14 protein-coding genes are annotated in these 17491 nt (G+C 61.0%); 11 read left to right on the top strand and 3 right to left on the bottom strand.

Annotation, left to right across the window (positions count from 1 at the left end; all coding sequences use genetic code 11):
• The first annotated feature begins 152 nt into the window (after nt 1-152).
• Complete coding sequence (locus P3T16_RS07100) at nt 153-1235, top strand: porin (RefSeq protein ID WP_429341675.1); 1083 nt, start codon at nt 153-155, stop codon at nt 1233-1235.
• A gap of 46 nt (nt 1236-1281) precedes the next feature.
• On the opposite strand, the gene P3T16_RS07105 is transcribed toward P3T16_RS07100, so the two are convergent.
• The gene (locus P3T16_RS07105) at nt 1282-1971 is read right to left on the bottom strand and encodes a Crp/Fnr family transcriptional regulator (RefSeq protein ID WP_429259718.1); all 690 of its coding nucleotides are present in this window, start codon (nt 1969-1971) and stop codon (nt 1282-1284) included.
• 405 nt (nt 1972-2376) lie between these two features.
• Between P3T16_RS07105 and P3T16_RS07110 the strand changes: the two genes are divergently transcribed.
• The 6 genes from P3T16_RS07110 (at nt 2377) to P3T16_RS07135 (ending at nt 9052) form a co-directional block, all read left to right on the top strand.
• Nucleotides 2377-4020: a fatty acid--CoA ligase gene (locus P3T16_RS07110; RefSeq protein WP_429341676.1), complete on the top strand. Its 1644-nt coding sequence runs from the start codon at nt 2377-2379 to the stop codon at nt 4018-4020.
• Between the two features lie 30 nt (nt 4021-4050).
• Entirely contained in the window at nt 4051-4515 is a 465-nt protein-coding gene (locus P3T16_RS07115; RefSeq protein WP_429341677.1) for a MaoC family dehydratase, read from the top strand.
• Nucleotides 4516-4562: 47 nt separating this feature from the next.
• A complete protein-coding gene (locus P3T16_RS07120; protein WP_429341678.1) occupies nt 4563-6269 on the top strand; it encodes an alpha/beta fold hydrolase in 1707 nt (568 codons plus the stop codon).
• Between the two features lie 58 nt (nt 6270-6327).
• Nucleotides 6328-6750, top strand: coding sequence for a phasin family protein (locus tag P3T16_RS07125; RefSeq protein WP_429341679.1), 423 nt, complete (start codon nt 6328-6330; stop codon nt 6748-6750).
• 173 nt (nt 6751-6923) lie between these two features.
• Complete coding sequence (gene phaZ, locus P3T16_RS07130; RefSeq protein ID WP_429341680.1) at nt 6924-7766, top strand: poly(3-hydroxyalkanoate) depolymerase; 843 nt, start codon at nt 6924-6926, stop codon at nt 7764-7766.
• A 5-nt stretch (nt 7767-7771) separates the two neighbouring features.
• Nucleotides 7772-9052, top strand: coding sequence for a DUF445 domain-containing protein (locus tag P3T16_RS07135; RefSeq protein WP_429341734.1), 1281 nt, complete (start codon nt 7772-7774; stop codon nt 9050-9052).
• 26 nt (nt 9053-9078) lie between these two features.
• Here P3T16_RS07135 and P3T16_RS07140 read toward each other — a convergent pair whose 3' ends face one another.
• Nucleotides 9079-11985, bottom strand: coding sequence for a LuxR C-terminal-related transcriptional regulator (locus tag P3T16_RS07140; RefSeq protein WP_429341681.1), 2907 nt, complete (start codon nt 11983-11985; stop codon nt 9079-9081).
• Between the two features lie 221 nt (nt 11986-12206).
• Here P3T16_RS07140 and P3T16_RS07145 point away from each other — a divergent pair, with 221 nt between their 5' ends.
• The 3 genes from P3T16_RS07145 to P3T16_RS07155 are packed head-to-tail and all read left to right on the top strand — an operon-like array spanning nt 12207 to nt 15715.
• On the top strand, nt 12207-12956 hold the full coding sequence (locus P3T16_RS07145; protein ID WP_429341682.1) for an electron transfer flavoprotein subunit beta/FixA family protein: 750 nt from the start codon (nt 12207-12209) through the stop codon (nt 12954-12956).
• Between the two features lie 15 nt (nt 12957-12971).
• Complete coding sequence (locus P3T16_RS07150; RefSeq protein WP_429341683.1) at nt 12972-13919, top strand: electron transfer flavoprotein subunit alpha/FixB family protein; 948 nt, start codon at nt 12972-12974, stop codon at nt 13917-13919.
• A 14-nt stretch (nt 13920-13933) separates the two neighbouring features.
• The gene (locus tag P3T16_RS07155; protein WP_429341684.1) at nt 13934-15715 is read left to right on the top strand and encodes an acyl-CoA dehydrogenase C-terminal domain-containing protein; all 1782 of its coding nucleotides are present in this window, start codon (nt 13934-13936) and stop codon (nt 15713-15715) included.
• Between the two features lie 11 nt (nt 15716-15726).
• Here the strand turns inward: P3T16_RS07155 and P3T16_RS07160 are convergent, their stop codons facing one another.
• Nucleotides 15727-16611 carry an SDR family NAD(P)-dependent oxidoreductase gene (locus P3T16_RS07160; RefSeq protein WP_429341685.1) on the bottom strand — a complete coding sequence of 295 codons (885 nt, stop codon included), beginning with the start codon at nt 16609-16611 and terminating at the stop codon, nt 15727-15729.
• Between the two features lie 231 nt (nt 16612-16842).
• Between P3T16_RS07160 and P3T16_RS07165 the strand changes: the two genes are divergently transcribed.
• Entirely contained in the window at nt 16843-17406 is a 564-nt protein-coding gene (locus tag P3T16_RS07165; protein ID WP_429341686.1) for a TetR/AcrR family transcriptional regulator, read from the top strand.
• The last annotated feature ends 85 nt before the right edge of the window (nt 17407-17491 follow it).

Genomic DNA, 17491 nt, shown 5'->3' on the forward strand with positions numbered 1-17491 from the left:
CGAACTTTGCTGGCAATCAATAAGTTGTAGATGTGGTTCATATAGTTCGTAGTGCGACATAATCATAATATCGGAGTTTATAAATGAGGAAGGTAAGGAGATTGTCCGAAAAAGAGTTGCATCGACGCAAGGCCAGCCTGCTGGCTGCCATCATGTCTACTGCGACGCTGTATTCCGTCTCAGCAGCCGCGCAGTCGTCGGTAACGCTTTTTGGCCTCGTCGATGAGGGAATTCGCTACACGACTCATGCGAATCCGCAAGGCGATTCTCGCGTGCAGCTCGCCAACGGCGCAAACGAGAGTACTTGGGGATTCAGGGGAGCGGAAGACATCGGCGGCGGAACGAAGGTCGTATTCCAGTTCGAGAATCGCTTCTTCCCGAACTCCGGGGCGACCGACCCCGCTTATCCGTTCTTCAATACCGCATTTGTTGGCGTGCAGTCGAGCAGTTACGGAAAGCTGACAATGGGCCGCCAGCTCAACCCGCTTGCCGACGCTGTTCTGAGCGCCTTCATAACTAATCCATGGCTGCCGACCTTCTACCAGTTTCGGCCGGAAGTCACGATGGCTCAGGGCGTGTGGACCAGCAACATGGTCAAATACGCCGCGCGATGGCAATACCTGACGGCTGAGGTGTCCTACGCGTTTGGTGGCAATGCAGGCGCATTTGGTTCGGGAAGTCAGATTGGGGCATCGATTCTCTATTTGCCCGGTCAGCCATTGCGCCTGGCTGCCGCGTACCTTGACTCGCGCGATGCCGTGAACGGCTCCGCGCACTTCAAATCCTGGACTGCCGGCGGGTCCTATTCGTTCGAAGAAACGACGCTTATTGCCGGCTGGGCCGTGAACAGGCAGGACGCCAGATTTGTCGGCAATTTCCCTAACGGTCCATTCAGTCAGCCGGAATTGACCGCGCTGAAATTCAATACGTTCAGTTCCCGGCAAATGTTTTATGGTGGGGTCACGCAGCTGATAGGGGACGCGACGCACCTTTCTGCGAACGTGTGGCGCACGATTCAGACCGGGAAGACGCAGGCAGCCAACGGGAACGCGACGCAATTCCAGCTGCTGGCGGACTATAGCTGGTCGAAACGCACGGATACCTATCTGGAAGCCGACTACTCGCTGTACCGCGGCGGAATGGTTGGCGCCCAGTTCCAGGGCATCAACGCCCTGAGCTCGGCGTACGGCACGACCCAGCTAGGCATCATGGCTGGCGTACGGCATACGTTCTAGCTTCGGGACGACGAGCGGCTCGGGAGCGCACCGGCGGGAGCGATCACTAGGAATCCTGAAAGGACGCGAGGATGTCCTTCGAACATATTTCGATTCGACCATACCGGAGAGCGATCGCTCCTTTTTCGGCCATTGCCTTGAGCTCCAGCGACAGTGTCTGGCGCGTGATGCCGAGCATCATGGCCAGTGTGTCCTGGGAGACGCTGACGTCCTGGCGACTCTGTGGCCACGTTGCCACGTCGCCCGCCGCGAGCAGCAGCAGGCGCCGCGCAACACGTGCGCGCGTCGAGTGGAGGGTGGCATCTTCGACCATGCGATAGAGCCAGTTGATGTGGATGGACTGCAATTCGGCGATGGCCCGGAGGAACGCTTGACTCTGCATCAGTTCTTCAAACGCTGCTGTCCTGACCACGAAGACGGTCGAGCGCTCGATCGCTACGACATCACGTGCACGTGGCTGGCGACTGGTCATGGAAGTCTGTCCAAACCAGTTACCGGCTTCGATGACGGCCAGGATCGCCTCCTTGCCGTCTTCGCGAAGCGTGAAGGCTTTGAGTCTGCCGTCTTTGAGACCACAGAAGCTGGTCGGCGTATCGCCGCGGCGGAACAGAAATTCGCCAGCCTGCAGCGTGATCAATTCGCTTCGCTGGATAAGCGCCTCCTGCTCGACCGCAGGCAAGGCGCAGAACCACTGGTTTGTCCGCATTTCTTCGGACGTGTCGGTCATGAATGCCATTTTGAAGCGGTCAATGTATACATGTGTTGAAAACGCGACGGACGATCGCAAGTTGATGCGGCCTCCAACGCGTCCATATCGGACCGCGCGGCCGGAGGCCTCCACCCCATTATCGGGTTCGGGCCACTGATCGAGAAGCTCAATTCATTCTATCCCTGTGGAAAATCGCCATGCAAGGTCCACCTGGCGCGCTTTTGTTTGTGTTGTCCAGCGGCGAGACGCGGGAAATACGCACATGCAAAAGCCTGTCTCCCCCGACTGTATCCACAGCACTCCCCCATTCAGGGGGTACTTCCCGAGTCCTGACACCTGGATCATTGTCCCAACGCGATGCCACAGCAGGCCGAGAAAAATAACCAGATCAGCATTCGCTCGCAATTCATATTTGGACTAAAGGAGATATCGATGCACGACGAAGTCAAGACGCCAGGGTCCACCGCCTACGCCTATCCGTTGCTGATCAAGCAGCTGTTGCTCACGCCGTTCGTTCAGGCGCAGGACGAGGAGATCGTCTACCGGGATCAGTTCCGGATGACCTATGCGACCTTGCGCGAGCGTATTGCACGTCTCGCCAACGGTTTGAGCCAACTTGGCGTGCAGCATGGCAGCACCGTCGGGGTGATGGATTGGGACAGCCACCGCTATCTCGAATGCTATTTCGCTGTTCCGATGATGGGCGCTGTCTTGCAGACCGTGAACGTGCGTCTGTCCCCGGCTGAAATCGCCTACACGATCAATCACGCCGGCGCAGAAGTCCTGCTGGTGCACACCGATTTTCTGCCCGTCGTCGAAGCGATCAAGGACAAACTGGAAACAGTGCGTACTTTCATCTGGATCGATGAGCGAGGCGCCGAAGCTTGTGCACACAATATTCCCTTCTCGGCTGAATACGAGGCCATGTTGGCGGCGAACAGCACGAGCTACGCGTTCCCCGATTTTGACGAGAACACGCGTGCAACGACGTTCTACACCACCGGTACGACCGGTCTTCCCAAGGGCGTCTACTTTACGCATCGGCAACTGGTTCTGCACACCATCACCCTGATGGCGGCACTGGCGAGCCCTGTCTCGGGACAGCGTTTCCATCGTGGCGACGTGTACATGCCACTCACCCCGATGTTTCACGTGCACGCGTGGGGCATGCCGTATATCGCAACGGTTATGGGTGTGAAGCAGGTCTATCCCGGGCGCTACCTGCCGGACCGGCTCGCACGACTCGTGCGCGAAGAGGGCGTCACGTTTTCACATTGCGTCGGCACGATCCTGCACATGCTGCTCTCGTGCGCGGAGGGGAAGGCGACGGACTTGAGCAAGTGGAAGATCGTCATCGGCGGTGGCGCGTTGCCGCAAGGCCTCGCCCAGGCGGCGCTAGACCGGGGCATCGATGTGTTTGTCGGTTACGGGATGTCGGAGACTTGCCCCGTGCTCAGTCTCGCGCAACTTCCACCCGGGACCGAAAAGCTCGGCGCCGACGAGCAGCTTCGCCTGCGCTGCAAGACCGGTCGGCCTGTTCCTCTCGTTGACCTGCGTGTCGTCGACGACAACATGGACGAGCTCGTCCACGACGGCAAAGCCACTGGCGAGATCGTCGTGCGCGCCCCGTGGCTCACGCAGGGCTATCTGAACAATCCCGAGGCTTCCCAACAGCTTTGGGCCGGCGGCTATCTCCATACGCAGGACATTGCCAATATCGATCCAACGGGCAACATACAAATCACCGACCGTTCGAAGGACGTGATCAAGTCCGGCGGCGAGTGGGTTTCATCGCTCGAGATAGAAGATCTGATTTCGCAATACGAGGGTGTTTCCGAAGTGGCCGTCATCGGCATCAAGGATGAGAAGTGGGGGGAGCGACCGGTGGCGGTGGTCGTGCTCAAGGAGGGGGCGGCAGTCACGGAGGACGACATCAAGCAGCACGTATTGTCGTTCAGCACATCCGGAAAGATATCGAAATACGCGGTGCCGCAGATCGTGAAGTTCGTCGATGCGATCAGCAAGACGAGTGTCGGCAAGATGAACAAGAAGTGGCTGCGCGAGCAGTTCGCCTGATTGTCAAGAAAATTTCCGGGAGTGGAAGCGATGAGCACGGGCAATTACAGCGTGGCCAACATCGGCGACTTCGTGGGTCGCGAGCTGGGAGTATCGAACTGGGTCGTTGTCGATCAGATGCGTATCAACGCGTTCGCCGAGTGTACGGGCGACAGGCAATGGATTCACGTGGACGAGGAGCGGGCGAAGCGCGAGAGCCCGTTCGGCGGCACGATCGCACACGGTTATTTGACCCTGTCGTTGCTGGCGGGCCTCGCGATCGAGATCGGCATCGTTCCCAAGGACGCTTCGGCGGGGCTCAACTACGGTCTGGACAAAGTGCGTTTCATGACGCCCGTCAAGGCAGGTGCGCGGGTGCGTAGTCGTGTCACGCTCGTGTCGGCGGAGAACAAGGGCGGCGGCCGCATCCTCATCAAGGCAATGAACGAACTGCAGATCGATGGCGAGGACAAGCCGGCACTGGTTGCAGAAACCCTTGCGATGCTGGTCGCGTGATTCATGACTTTTGGCGCAGCGGAAGATATTCCTGAAGGAGCAGCAAAATGGCGGTAACCACTGAAAGCCCGCAGCAAGGCGACAAGGCCGATGATCTCGCGGCGTCGGCTGCTGAGGGAATGCTGGGTCCCAATCCCTTTGTCGGTCTGCGGCCATGCGATATCGTCGCAACTGCGCAGCAAATCGGCGCTCAGGCATGGCGGCAACCTGGGTTGGTCATGGAGCAGGAAGCGGCTTTCGCTCGCGAGCTTTTCGGGCTTTTCTCGGGTAGCGCGGAATCTACGCCGCCAAAGGGCGACAAACGCTTCACCGACGCCGCATGGCAGAACAATTCGCTGTATCGCGTGACGCTGCAAGGCTACCTCGCGTGGCGCAATGCCCTTGCAGGTTTCGTCGAGCGCTCCGGGCTGGATCCTGATAACAAGGAGCGCGCGCGGTTTGTAATGTCGCTCATTACGGACGCGGCGTCCCCGACTAACACGCTGCTGGGCAATCCTGCGGCGCTCAAGAAGGTCATTGATACGGGTGGCGCCAGCCTGCTGGACGGCTGCAACAACATCGTGATGGACCTGCTCAAGAATCACGGGATGCCCGCGCAGGTCAACAAGACGGCTTTCGACGTAGGCAGGAACCTCGGTACATCCAAAGGCGCGGTCGTCTTTCGCAACGAAGTGCTAGAACTGATCCAGTACGCGCCGGCGACGCAGGAAGTCTACAGCCGGCCGCAGCTGATCGTGCCGCCGCAGATCAACAAGTTCTACATCTTCGATCTCTCCGAGGGCAAGAGCATCGTCGACTATCTGGTCAAGAACGAGCTCCAGGTTTTTGTCGTCAGCTGGCGCAATCCGACCGCGGCTCAAAGCCACTGGGATCTGGACACGTACGTCAGCGCGCTCGTGGAAGCCATTGCGGCTGTGCGCGAGATCACCGGGTGCGACGACGTCAACCTGCACGGCGCCTGCTCGGGGGCGATGACCATTTCGGCTTTGCTTGGACATCTCGCGAGCCAGGGTGAAAAGACGGTCAATGCGACCACGCTGATGGTTGCCGTACTCGACAACACCGCCGACTCGCAACTCGGCCTCTTTGCAACGCCTGAGGCCATTGCGGCGGCGAAGCAGCACAGCATTTCACGTGGGGTGCTGGCGGGCGAGGAAATGGGACGCGTCTTCGCCTGGATGAGGCCCAACGATCTGGTGTGGAACTACTGGGTCAACAACTACTTGCTGGGCAACGCACCACCTGCTTTTGACGTCCTTTACTGGAACAACGATACGACTCGGCTGCCGGCGAAGACGCATGGGCAATTGCTCGACATTTTCACGCAAAACCTCTTCAGCAAGCCAGGCGCGCTGATGGTGCTGGGCACGCCGATAGACCTTTCCGAGGTCAAGTGCGACAAGTATGTGGTGGCAGGCATGACGGATCACATTACGCCGTGGAAGGGCGTGTACAACACCGCCACGACGTTTGGTGGCAATACCCGTTTCGTCCTGAGTTCAAGCGGTCATATCCAGAGCCTGATCAATCCTCCCGGTAATCCGAAGGCAAAGTACTACCTCAACCCCGAGTTGCCCGCGAACGCCGATGCGTGGCTTGCCGGCGCACAGGCTGAAACGGACTCGTGGTGGGGCAACTGGAGAGACTGGCTGGTCGCCCGGTCCGGCGACAAGCGGGCAGCGCCTGCGGCGCCAGGCAGCGAACAACACCCGGCTGGTGTGAAAGCACCCGGGACCTATGTTTCGGAAGCCTGACCGGCATCATTGCCGGATAGCGAAAACGTTTTTTTGCAACTACTTTAACGGAGTTATCATGACAGCGACCCATCCCAGCAATATCTTTGCTGAATATACGAAGCTCATCACGCAGTTCAAGCTACCGGGCGTCGACGTAGCCGCCATCCTCGAATCGCGCCGCAAGGACATTGAAGCGCTCGCTGAGGCGAATATGACTGCGCTCGCTGGCGTACAGCAACTCGGTCAGAAGCAGGTAGATATCGTGCGTTCGACGATGACTGAACTGCAATCGCTCGTTGCCCGCTTGAGGTCCACTGGCAGCGAACCCGCTGCTGCGACGGGCGAAGGGGTTCAAAAGACACTGCAAAAGGCATTCGTGGACATGCAGGAGCTCGCGGATGTGGCGTACCGGGCTCAAACCGACAGTATCGCTGTCGTCACGAAGCGCTTTGCGGAGCATGTCGAGGAATTGAAAGCGCTCATGCAGCCCAGGAAGTGATCTGGCGGGCTGGTGCGAGCCGCCGCCATAGCGATACGAAGCCAAGCGTCCAACCAGCAACCATCTTGCATGGGACCAGAGTAAGCGCTAAGGGGGCAGGAGTAAGCGCTAAAGTGCTAAAGCGCTAACTCCAGCCGACACGCTAACGCTGGTCGACACAGAGGATCAACCGGATGACCGGATTACAAACAAGCGCGGAGTGTGTCGACGCCATGCAAATTCAGACGATCGATCTGGACGGCCAGTTGCTGCGTGTCGCAGTCCGGCGTGGTAGCGACGCCTCGCCGCCGCTGCTTTTATTCAATGGCATCGGCGCAAATCTCGAACTGGTTGAACCATTCGTTGCGGCACTGGATGACGTGACCGTCATCGTCTTCGACGCCCCCGGCGTTGGCGGCTCGCCCGTCCCCGTGATCCCGTATCGGTTCTCGACGCTTGCCGTCCTGTCTGACAAGCTGCTGACGCGGCTCGGATACGACGGCCCTGTCGACGTGCTCGGCGTATCGTGGGGTGGGGCGCTGGCCCAGCAGTTCGCGCACCTTTACCCCCGGCGCTGTCGCAGGCTCATTCTCGCGGCCACCTCTCCCGGGGTAATCATGGTGCCTGCGCGGCTGTCGGTGCTTTCAAAACTGATCGGGCCGCGACGCTATACCGATCCGGCGTACCTGCGGCAAATCGGGGCGGAGATATACGGGGGCGCCTACCGCCACGATGCCGCGCTGCTCGAGGAACATAGCCGCCATATCCAGGCGCCACGCGGCCGTGGCTATCTCTATCAATTGCTGGCTGCATCCGGTTGGACCAGCTTGCCGTGGCTGGGCGCGCTTCGGCAAACGACGCTCGTCATGCATGGAAGCGACGACCCCATCGTGCCGCTCACAAACGCCAGGATTCTCGCGGCAAGGATTCGAAATGCGACCCTGCACGTGATAGATGACGGCCATCTTTTTCTGATCACCCGGGCAAGTGAAGTCGCTCCGGTGGTGAAGCGGTTCCTGCGGCAGGAGGCGAGTTGAGCTTCGTGACTGGGACAGACAGGAACTCCGGGCACGCACAGGCTGACCCAGTTTGGGACGAAAAGCTGGTTCGGCTGAAGCGCATGCGCACGACAGCGACCTGTTTGCTCGCGGCGATGATCGTGCTACTCCTCACGTGTGTGGCCTGGCAGGCTGCGTATCCCTGGCTAGCGTGGCCACGTGCTTTTGCCGAGGCGGGTACAGTCGGTGCGATTGCAGACTGGTATGCCGTCGTCGCGTTGTTCCGGCACCCGTGCGGGATTCCGGTCCCGCACACGGCCATCATTCCGAAGAACCAGCAGCGCATAGCCGAGAGTTTGGGCAGCTTCGTCGAGGAAAACTTCCTGACCCCCGAAATCATCGTCGAGCGACTGAGTGGTTTCAACGCGGCGCAAGCGCTGGCGGGATGGCTCGCAGTACGTGAAAACAGCGCGGTGATCGCGGATGTGGTGGCCGGTTCGCTCCCCCGATTGCTCGACGGCATGGACGAGACGGACGTCGAACATCTCTTCGGTCGTCTCGTCATTCCGCGATTGCGCACGCTCGAGGTGTCTCGCATGGCGGGTCAGGTCCTGGATATCCTCACCGAAGGCAACCGTCATCAGCCTTTGCTGGATCGCGGACTGAGCGCCGTGGAAAGGTGGTTGAGCACCCATGTGGACCTGATCAAGGCGAAGTTCGGCGAGGCGTCGAAATTCACGCCGGCGCCGCTGGACGCATACATCGTCAACAAGTTTGTCGAAGGCATCATTGCGCTCATCCATGAGGTCGTGGCGAACCCCGAGCACGCGCTTCGGCGTCAGTTCGACGGGGCGGTGCAAGATCTATCCAGCAACCTGCGGACGTCAGCTGTTTATCGCCGGTTTGGTCGACTGTTGCTGCGCGACTGCATTCGGCATCTCGAAGAGGGGGGCTATTACCGTGTCCTGCTCTATCACGTCCGTGCGCACGTGCTTGCTGATCTCGGAAGCGGGCACTCCGCGGTGCGCGACATGATCGCCGGTACCTTCGTATCCATCGGTAAAGGCGTTGCGAGTGAGCCGTCCATTCAGCACAAGTTGAACGCATGGTGGCTTGATATTGCCGGCCTGCTCGTGTTGCGCCATCGCCATCAACTGTCGGCGCTGATCACCGACGTCGTGAAAGGCTGGGACACGAAGGAGGTGAGCCGGAAGCTCGAGGCCGAGATAGGCCGGGACCTGCAGTTCATTCGAATCAACGGCACGTTTGTCGGTGGCACGGTGGGCGTCCTGATCCATGCATGTGTATTTCTTGTCTTGCGGTAAGCCAGGTACTGTCCGCGTACTGCGTGCTATTGGTTATGTTTGACCAGTCCAAGCATCTGCGCGCGCGCGACAGCTTGAGCGCGTTTGTCGACGGCCAGCTTGGTAAAGATGCTCTTTACGTGGGACTTGACCGTTTCAGGTGTTATTCCGAGCGTACGCGCAATTTCCTTGTTCGACTGCCCCTGTGCGATCAACTCGACAATGCCGCGCTCTCGCGAGCTGAGCTGGGTCCGCTCGCCTTCTCGCCGGGGCGTGCTGTTGGGTTCGTGCTGTGATCGCCAGCTATCCAGCAGTCGGTCTAGCCAGGGCACTATTTCCTGCACTTTGGCAGGGGTGCGGGCGCTGTCGCGCGCCAGCTTCAATAGCGGGCCGATCTCCGGCCCTTGATCGACAATGGACTGGCAGATCCCGGCTGGCGCTGCGACCGTCGCAACGTCGTGGAATACCTCGAGCGCCCGATCGCGCTCGCCTGCGTTCAGCCACGCCAGCGCGAGGAGGGTCCGCAGTCGCAGCGCGAGATAACTTCCGTGGAGGTGTTCGAGACGCTCGAGTGCACCGCTCAAAATCCCGACCGCCTCCTGGCTTTGCTGCCTTCGTATCGCCAGGCACGCAGCCGCGAGGTCCCGGTAGTTCTCGATCTCCGGCGACTCCGGAGCGGACGACCCGGAGCTGGAGGTGGCCAACTGACGCAGCTGTGCCACGCACGCGCCTGCTTCGGCAAGCCTGCCTTCTGCAAGATTCAGTCGAGTTCTTTCCGCGAGCGCGGCGGCAATCAGCCGGTTCCATCGACGCGCCTGACCCAGCACCTGTGCACCGTCGAGCAAGGCATACGCCTGCGCAAAATTGGAGCGCGCCACGGCGATTCGAACGAGTATGCGATAGCCGATCAGCACGCTGTCGAGAAATACGGCAAGTTCAATGACCGGCATGAGCTCGACGAGCAGCGCTTCAGCTTCGTCCAGCCGGCCCTGCTCATAACGCAATTGGGCGATCATCGGGGCGCACAACGCCGCCGCTATCGACTGCGGGCCCGAATGGTGCTCGGCGAGCTCCATCGCTTCGCTGAAATGGCGCTCTGCATGCGAAAAGTGCAGTTGCTGCATTTCCACATGGCCGAGCAGGCAGAGCCGATAGACCGAGGAGAATACGCTGCGTTGGTCTTCCTCGATCGAGTCGGGAATCCAGGGTGTGGCGTGAAGGGCCTCAAGATTACCCGCTTTCCAGTGGGCGAAGCGCGCCACGTTTGAGACCGCGTTGGTGGTCCATGAATCGCGCGACGGCCGGGCCAGATATTCTTGCGCGAGCGTAAGCGCCTTTTGCGGATCATCTTGTAAGGCTGCAAGTGCCGAGCGAATGGCGACGCACTCCCACCGGACATGGTCAGCGTCGATACCCTTGTCGGCGGCATCGCGTTCGATCGAATCCAGCATCGTGACCGCGTCATCGAAGCGCATGGCGAGTACGGTGCCCCAGGCAATTGCGAGCGTGACTGTGATCTGTGCCCGCATCAGGTCGGCTGGGAATTGACGCTGCCAGCCGACCAGCGTGAGCAGATCGCCTCCTTTCAGGAGGGACATGGCGCAGTGTTCCATGAGGCGAATGGCATCGTCGGTTGCGCCGGCCGCAATCGCATGCCTGACTGCGTCGGTCCACTGGCGCTGCGCCGCGTACCATTGCCACGCGCGGCGATGCAGGTCGGCGATCTCCTCGTGGTACCGGACCTCCAGCCGACGCTGGAGGTACTCGGCCATGAGCGGGTGATAGCGGAACCAGTGTCCTTCCAGGTCCAGCGGCTCCAGCAGCAACTGGCGCGCGACAATGGCGTCCAGCATGATCTGGCTCGGTTTGAGGCCGGTGAGCGCCTCACAAAGCGGTGCGCTCAGACGTTCGAGTATCGCCGTACGCAGCATGAACTCGAACATCCCGGCAGGTAAGGACTGGAGTATGTCTTCGAGGTAGTCTGCAAGCGGCCTTGATGCGCCGGTCGGCGCGCTGGCCCGCCAGCCTCGGGGGCGATCGTCCCGGGCCAGCACCGAAGCGGAGATGCGTAGCGCGGCAGCCCAGCCTTCGGTGGTCGCGAACAGCGACTTCATGTCCGTAGTGCGGAGCTTGCCGGGGCATTCGCGCTCGACGAAGCGGCGCGTCTCGTCGAAGTTGAATCGCAACGTCGACGCGTCGATTTCCAGGAGATCGTTTCGGGCTCGCAGCCTGGCCGTAGGAAGAGGGGGATCCGTTCGGGTGCACAGCACCACGTGGACCTGCGAGGGCACTTTGGCAATGAAGAGCGACATCGCTTCGTGAATCGGTGCCTCGCTGATCAAGTGGTAGTCGTCGATGAAAAGGTAGACCTCGTCGTCGACGTCGACAAGCTCGTCAATCAGCGTCGACGCGAGCGCATACGCCGGCACAAACGACGCTTCAGCGGTCAAGGCTATCACTGAGGCGCCAACGTTGCCGCAGGTTTGCCGTAACGCCTGCGCGAGATGATTGAAGTATCGAGCGGGTTCGTCATCGTCGGCGTCGAGAGATAGCCAGGCGACCCGCGCACTGCTTGTCCCCAGCATGTTTAGCCAGGTGAGCGCGAGCGACGTCTTGCCAAATCCAGCGGGAGCCCTGAGCACCGTCAGGCGCTTCGTTTCTATCTGCGCGGCAAGACCGGCGAGGCGCGGACGATCGATCAGGCCGGCGGGCAGGCGTGGCGGAAGGACCTTCGTTGCGAGGAACAGAGGTGGCCTGTTCGGGAACGTCGCTTCTGTCACGTGCATCAGCTGCTCCAGGCGTTCGGGTTGACCCTGGCTGCCATCCCCCGTCCATGCAATCGTGCTCCCCTTTAAGGGGGATTTTGCGCGGTCTCGCGCTCGGACACTATGGATTCCAGCGAGGAGACGCGCAGTTCCACGGCTGGACAGCGGTGCGGCACGCCGGCCGGTCATGGGGAAGTCGCCCCTCGGCGGGCGCCGCCTGAACCGGTGTTTTGTTCACGAAATGATACGCCCAACCATCCTGAGGGAGGAGACATGCCTATCGCATCGAATCGTATTGCGCCGCACAAACTCAGGCCGGCGGCGCGTATCCCGGACAAACAAAACGAAACCTCGAGCGATCGGTTCACATGGCCGGCGTGGTGGAGTCCTTTATCGAAACGGAGCAGGCAATGAAAGTACTGGTTCCTGTCAAACGCGTCGTCGACGCGAATGTGAGAGTCCGCGTGAAAGCCGACGGCAGCGCCGTCGACATCGCGAATGTGAAGCTGTCGATGAACCCCTTCGACGAAATCAGCGTGGAAGAGGCTGTGCGTTTGAAGGAAGCCGGCGCGGCGTCAGAGGTGGTCGTCGTGTCCTGCGGGGTGCAGAGCTGCCAGGAAACGTTGCGCACGGCGATGGCGACAGGCGCTGACCGCGGCATCCTCGTCGAGACCGACGCCGGGTTGCAGCCGCTCGCCGTGGCGAAGCTGCTCAAAGCGCTGGTGGACAAGGAGCAGCCGCAACTCGTGATGCTCGGCAAGCAGGCCATCGACGACGACGCGAACCAGGTCGGCCAGATGCTCGCTGCGCTGCTCGGCTGGCCGCAGGCGACCTTCGCATCGAAGGTGAGCGTCGAAGCAGGCAAGGCGACCGTGACGCGCGAGATCGACGGCGGACTTGAGACGATCGAGGTCGATCTGCCGGCCGTCGTGACCACCGATCTCCGGCTCAACACACCGCGCTATGCGACGCTGCCCAACATCATGAAGGCGAAGAAGAAGCCGCTCGACGTGGTGACACCCGATGCCCTCGGCGTCGACATCGCACCACGGCTGTCGACGCTGAAGCTCGCGGAGCCGCCGAAACGCGAGGCGGGCATACGCGTGGCCGATGCCGCAGATCTCGTGGCGAGGCTGAAGAACGTCGCACACGTCATCTGATCGGAAGAGGGAAACATGTCCATACTCGTTATTGCAGAACACGACAATCAGACGCTGAAGGCTGCGACGTTGAACACCGTCACCGCCGCTGCGCGTCTTGGCGACGACATTCATGTTCTCGTCGCCGGATCGCAATGCGTGACTGTGGCCGAACAGGTCGCACGCATCGCCGGCGTGAGCCGCGTGCGGGTCGCCGATGCGCCGCACTATGCGCATCCGCTGGCCGAGAACCTGGCCGCGCTGATCGCGACGGTCGCGGCCGGCTACAGCCACGTGCTGGCGCCCGCCACTACGACCGCGAAGAACGCGATGCCGCGCGTGGCCGCGCTGCTCGACGTCGCGCAGATCTCCGACATCGTTGCCGTCGAGTCCGCCGATACGTTCGTGCGCCCCATCTACGCGGGCAACGTGCTGGCGACAGTGCGAAGCGCGGACCGCATCAAGGTCATCACAGTACGCACGACAGCCTTTGCGGCGGCGCCCGCCGAAGGCGGCGCGGCGGCGATCGAATCGCTCGCGCCGGCCGTCGAGGTCCCGGGCTCACGCTTCGTGAGCCAGCAACTGACCCGCTCCGGGCGTCCTGAGCTGACATCGGCGCAGCGGGTGATCTCGGGCGGCCGGGGCATGGGCTCCGGCGAAAACTTCGCATTGCTGGAGGACATCGCCAACAAACTGGGCGCAGCGGTCGGCGCGTCGCGCGCTGCCGTGGATGCCGGCTTCGTGCCAAACGACTATCAGGTGGGCCAGACCGGCAAGGTCATCGCGCCGCAACTCTATATCGCGGTCGGCATCTCCGGCGCGATCCAGCATCTGGCCGGCATGAAGGACTCAAAGGTGATCGTCGCGATCAACAAGGACGAGGAGGCGCCGATCTTTCAGGTCGCCGATTACTGGATCGTCGGCGATCTCTTCAAGGTATTGCCAGAGCTGTCCGGTGCACTGGACAAACTGCAACAAAACTGATGCCGGAGACCAAGATGAGCACCTATATTGCACCGCTGCGCGACATGCGCTTCGTGATGACGGAACTGGCCGGTCTCGGCGAGTTGTCTTCGCTGCCGGGCTTCGAGGAGGTGACGCCCGAACTCGCCGAGGCTGTGCTCGACGAGGCGGCGAAGCTCGCGACTGAAGTGCTGGCACCGCTCAACAAGCCCGGCGACGGGCAGGGCGCGCGCCTGACGAAGGACGGCGTCGTTGCAGCGGACGGTTTCGCGACAGCCTACCGGCAGTTCGTCGAAAGCGGCTGGAGCGGCCTCTCCGGCGACCCGGATTTCGGTGGCCAGGGGCTGCCCGAGTTGCTGCATGCGCCGACCGTCGAGATGTGGAATTCGTCCAACATGGCGTTCGCACTGTGTCCTCTGCTGACGGCGGGCGCCACGGAGGCGCTGAGGCAGCACGGCTCGGAAGAACTCAAGGGACGCTATTTACCCAATCTCGTCAGCGGCGAGTGGACGGGCACCATGAACCTGACCGAGCCGCAAGCGGGCTCGGATCTCGCCGCCGTGCGCACGAAAGCGGTGCCCGTTGGCGACCACTATCGCCTCTACGGCCAGAAGATTTTTATCACGTGGGGCGATCACGATATGACGGACAACGTCATTCATCTCGTCCTCGCACGCACGCCGGACGCGCCCGAGGGCGTGCGCGGCATATCGCTCTTTGTCGTGCCCAAGTTCCTGCTGAATGCCGATGGTTCTTCCGGGCAACGCAATGACGTTCACTGTGTGTCCCTCGAACACAAGCTCGGTATTCACGCGAGTCCGACCTGCGTGATGAGCTTCGGTGATCAGGGTGGGGCGATCGGTTATCTGGTGGGGCAGGAGAACAAAGGTCTCGCGCATATGTTCACGATGATGAACGAGGCGCGCCAGAAGGTAGGTATCCAGGGGCTCGCGATGGCGGAACGCGCTTATCAGCAGGCCCGCGAATACGCGAAGGAACGCGTCCAGGGGCGGCTCGCGGCCAGCAAATCGGGTGGCGCTGTTGCCATCATCCATCACCCGGACGTACGGCGCATGTTGATGACGATGAAGTCCGAGATCGAAGCGATGCGTGCTTTCGCGTACGTGATGGCCGCGGACATGGACCACGCGCACCGCGACCCCGACGCCGGTGAGCGCGCACGTCGCCAGGCGCGTGTCGATCTTCTGATCCCCGTGTTGAAGGCGTGGTGTACGGAGTTGGGCGTCGAGATTGCATCGATGGGTGTGCAGGTGCACGGCGGGATGGGCTACATCGAAGAGACGGGCGCATGCCAGTTCCTGCGCGATGCGCGAATCGCGCCGATCTATGAGGGCACGACGGGCATCCAGGCTGCCGACCTCGTAAGCCGCAAGCTCGCGTCAGATCAGGGCGCGGGGATGGCTGAACTGGTTGCGGAGATGCGTCAGGCCGCGCTGGAGTTGGCGCGCAGCACGGATACGCAAGTGGCGTCCGTTGGCACGGCGCTCGCGGCCGGTGTAGAGGCGCTCGACGATGCCACCGCCTGGATGCTGCACGCATTGGCGACTCAGCCCGATGCAGCGCTTGCCAGTTCCGTCGACTATCTGATGCTCACCGGCTACGTGTGCGGCGGGTGGCAGATGGGGCGCGCAGCGCTTGTTGCGTCAGGAAAAAGCGCTGCGAATGAAGACGTGGACTTCCATCGCACCAAGCTCGCCACCGCGCGCTTCTACGCCGACAAGGTCTTGCCCAGAGCGAATGCGCTTCTGGAGACGATCCGCAGCGGCGCATCGAGCCTGCCAATCGAGCAGTTCTGACCCACCTTATGTCATTTCGGCTTCTTCAGCACATCGAGCCCTTCCGGTAGCTGCGCATCCGGGAAATGCGTGGAAAGCGTGGTTTCGCGCCACCGCTCCAGTTCCTCGGCGCGCTCAGCGTCTGCGAGACTGCAGACGTGCAGCGCATCGCCACCGAGCAACAGGCGCAACGGAAGTTCGTCGCGACGTGATAGTTCGACGATTAATGTCGCGATCTTCGCGGGGTCGCTGATTTCGTGACCGCCATAAGCTTCCAGAAGCCTGAGCATCTTGCCGACCGACTGTTCGTAGTCGGGCAACATGTCATCAATGCCGCGACGTGCTTCGCTGGCCCAGTCGGTGCGCATCCCTCCCGGTTCCAGCGTACATACGCGGATGCCCAGGTGAGCAACCTCCTTCGCCACGACATCGCTGAAACCGCCGACGGCCCACTTCGCCGCCTGGTAGGCGGACAACCCTGGGGTCGACGTGCGGCCGCCCGCCGATGACACCTGGAAAATATGACCAGCGCGCTGTTCGCGCATCACTGGCAGCACGGCACGGGTCAGGTTGACCACACCGAACAGGTTAGTTTCCACCTGATCGCGGAAATCTTGCGTTGTCATTTGCTCGAACGGAGCGGTGTGGCCATAACCAGCGTTATTAACCAGCACGTCGAGGCGACCAAAGGCATTGAGCGCGTGGTCGACCGCGCGCTGCGCGGCAACCTCATCGGTGACATCGAGTGCGACGGCACGAACCCGGTCTTCATAGCGCTCGACGAGATCTACCAGGCGTTCGGGATCGCGAGCGCCAGCAACAAGACGATCGCCCGAGGCAAGGACCGCCTCGCTGATCAGACGCCCAAGGCCGCGCGCAGCGCCGGTTACCAGCCAGATTTTTGAAGTATCAGACATAGTGAATCCCTTTAGTTGCGGCCCCCTGCGAGGCCTTCGAGACGTTTTCCCAGCTTTCCCAAACCTTCAGGCGTTCCGCGTAGACCTGTTCGATCAACGGAAATGTGTATCTCCCGAGCGAGAAGATGATCGCTACGAGTTGACATATTGGGTAAAACTGTCAGTTGCAGTCTAGTTCATTTGACAGTTTTCGTCAAAGTGTCTTGCCGTCGATGTGTCATAATCGCTGTCATGAGCGAAGGAACTTCAACGCGCCGTGACCAGGTGGCCCAGGCGGCGATAGGCGTATTTCTACGATATGGCTATGCGCGCACGACAATGGCAGACATCGCGCAAGCGGCGGGTCTATCTCGTCCGACGCTGTATCTGGCGTTTCCCGACAAGGACGCGATCTTTCATGCAGTCGTGGACGCGATGGTGGCTGACAAGCTGAGCGAGATTCGCCAGCGACTGCCTCGTTATCGCGGGTTCGAAAAAAAACTGCGCTATGCCTGTGAGGCGTGGGGAGCAGAGGGATTCGAGTTGGTACAGGCACACCCGGACGCAAAAGACATGTTTGATCTGGGTTTCGCGTCCGTCTGTAATGGATTTTCCGCGTTCGGCGACTTGTTGACGGAAATCATCAGTGCACCACTCGCCGAATCGGGCCTCGGGATAGCAGCCGGCGACCTGGCTCAGACGATCGTGTTTGCTATCAAGGGGTTTAAGGAAATTGCTCGCGATGGTGCAGACATGCGGCGAATGATTGGCGTGCAGGTCGCGATCGTCTCTGCCGCGCTGGGTCGGAAAGGCTGATCCTGTTCTACGGGAGCGATGAGTGCGCAAGAACGCCGCAAGCGGCGCCCGGAAGCGTGAACTGGCGCCACTTCTATTCCGATCA

The sequence above is a fragment of the Paraburkholderia sp. GAS42 genome (assembly GCF_050436565.1).
GTDB lineage: Bacteria > Pseudomonadota > Gammaproteobacteria > Burkholderiales > Burkholderiaceae > Paraburkholderia.

Excerpts from the sequence above, each read along its gene's own strand:
- P3T16_RS07100 (WP_429341675.1), top strand. The coding sequence starts at position 153 with ATGTCTACTGCGACGCTGTATTCCGTCTCAGCAGCCGCGCAGTCGTCG.
- P3T16_RS07105 (WP_429259718.1), bottom strand. The coding sequence starts at position 1,971 with ATGGCATTCATGACCGACACGTCCGAAGAAATGCGGACAAACCAGTGG.
- P3T16_RS07110 (WP_429341676.1), top strand. The coding sequence starts at position 2,377 with ATGCACGACGAAGTCAAGACGCCAGGGTCCACCGCCTACGCCTATCCG.
- P3T16_RS07115 (WP_429341677.1), top strand. The coding sequence starts at position 4,051 with ATGAGCACGGGCAATTACAGCGTGGCCAACATCGGCGACTTCGTGGGT.
- P3T16_RS07120 (WP_429341678.1), top strand. The coding sequence starts at position 4,563 with ATGGCGGTAACCACTGAAAGCCCGCAGCAAGGCGACAAGGCCGATGAT.
- P3T16_RS07125 (WP_429341679.1), top strand. The coding sequence starts at position 6,328 with ATGACAGCGACCCATCCCAGCAATATCTTTGCTGAATATACGAAGCTC.
- phaZ (WP_429341680.1), top strand. The coding sequence starts at position 6,924 with ATGACCGGATTACAAACAAGCGCGGAGTGTGTCGACGCCATGCAAATT.
- P3T16_RS07140 (WP_429341681.1), bottom strand. The coding sequence starts at position 11,985 with ATGACCGGCCGGCGTGCCGCACCGCTGTCCAGCCGTGGAACTGCGCGT.
- P3T16_RS07145 (WP_429341682.1), top strand. The coding sequence starts at position 12,207 with ATGAAAGTACTGGTTCCTGTCAAACGCGTCGTCGACGCGAATGTGAGA.
- P3T16_RS07150 (WP_429341683.1), top strand. The coding sequence starts at position 12,972 with ATGTCCATACTCGTTATTGCAGAACACGACAATCAGACGCTGAAGGCT.
- P3T16_RS07155 (WP_429341684.1), top strand. The coding sequence starts at position 13,934 with ATGAGCACCTATATTGCACCGCTGCGCGACATGCGCTTCGTGATGACG.
- P3T16_RS07160 (WP_429341685.1), bottom strand. The coding sequence starts at position 16,611 with ATGTCTGATACTTCAAAAATCTGGCTGGTAACCGGCGCTGCGCGCGGC.
- P3T16_RS07165 (WP_429341686.1), top strand. The coding sequence starts at position 16,843 with ATGAGCGAAGGAACTTCAACGCGCCGTGACCAGGTGGCCCAGGCGGCG.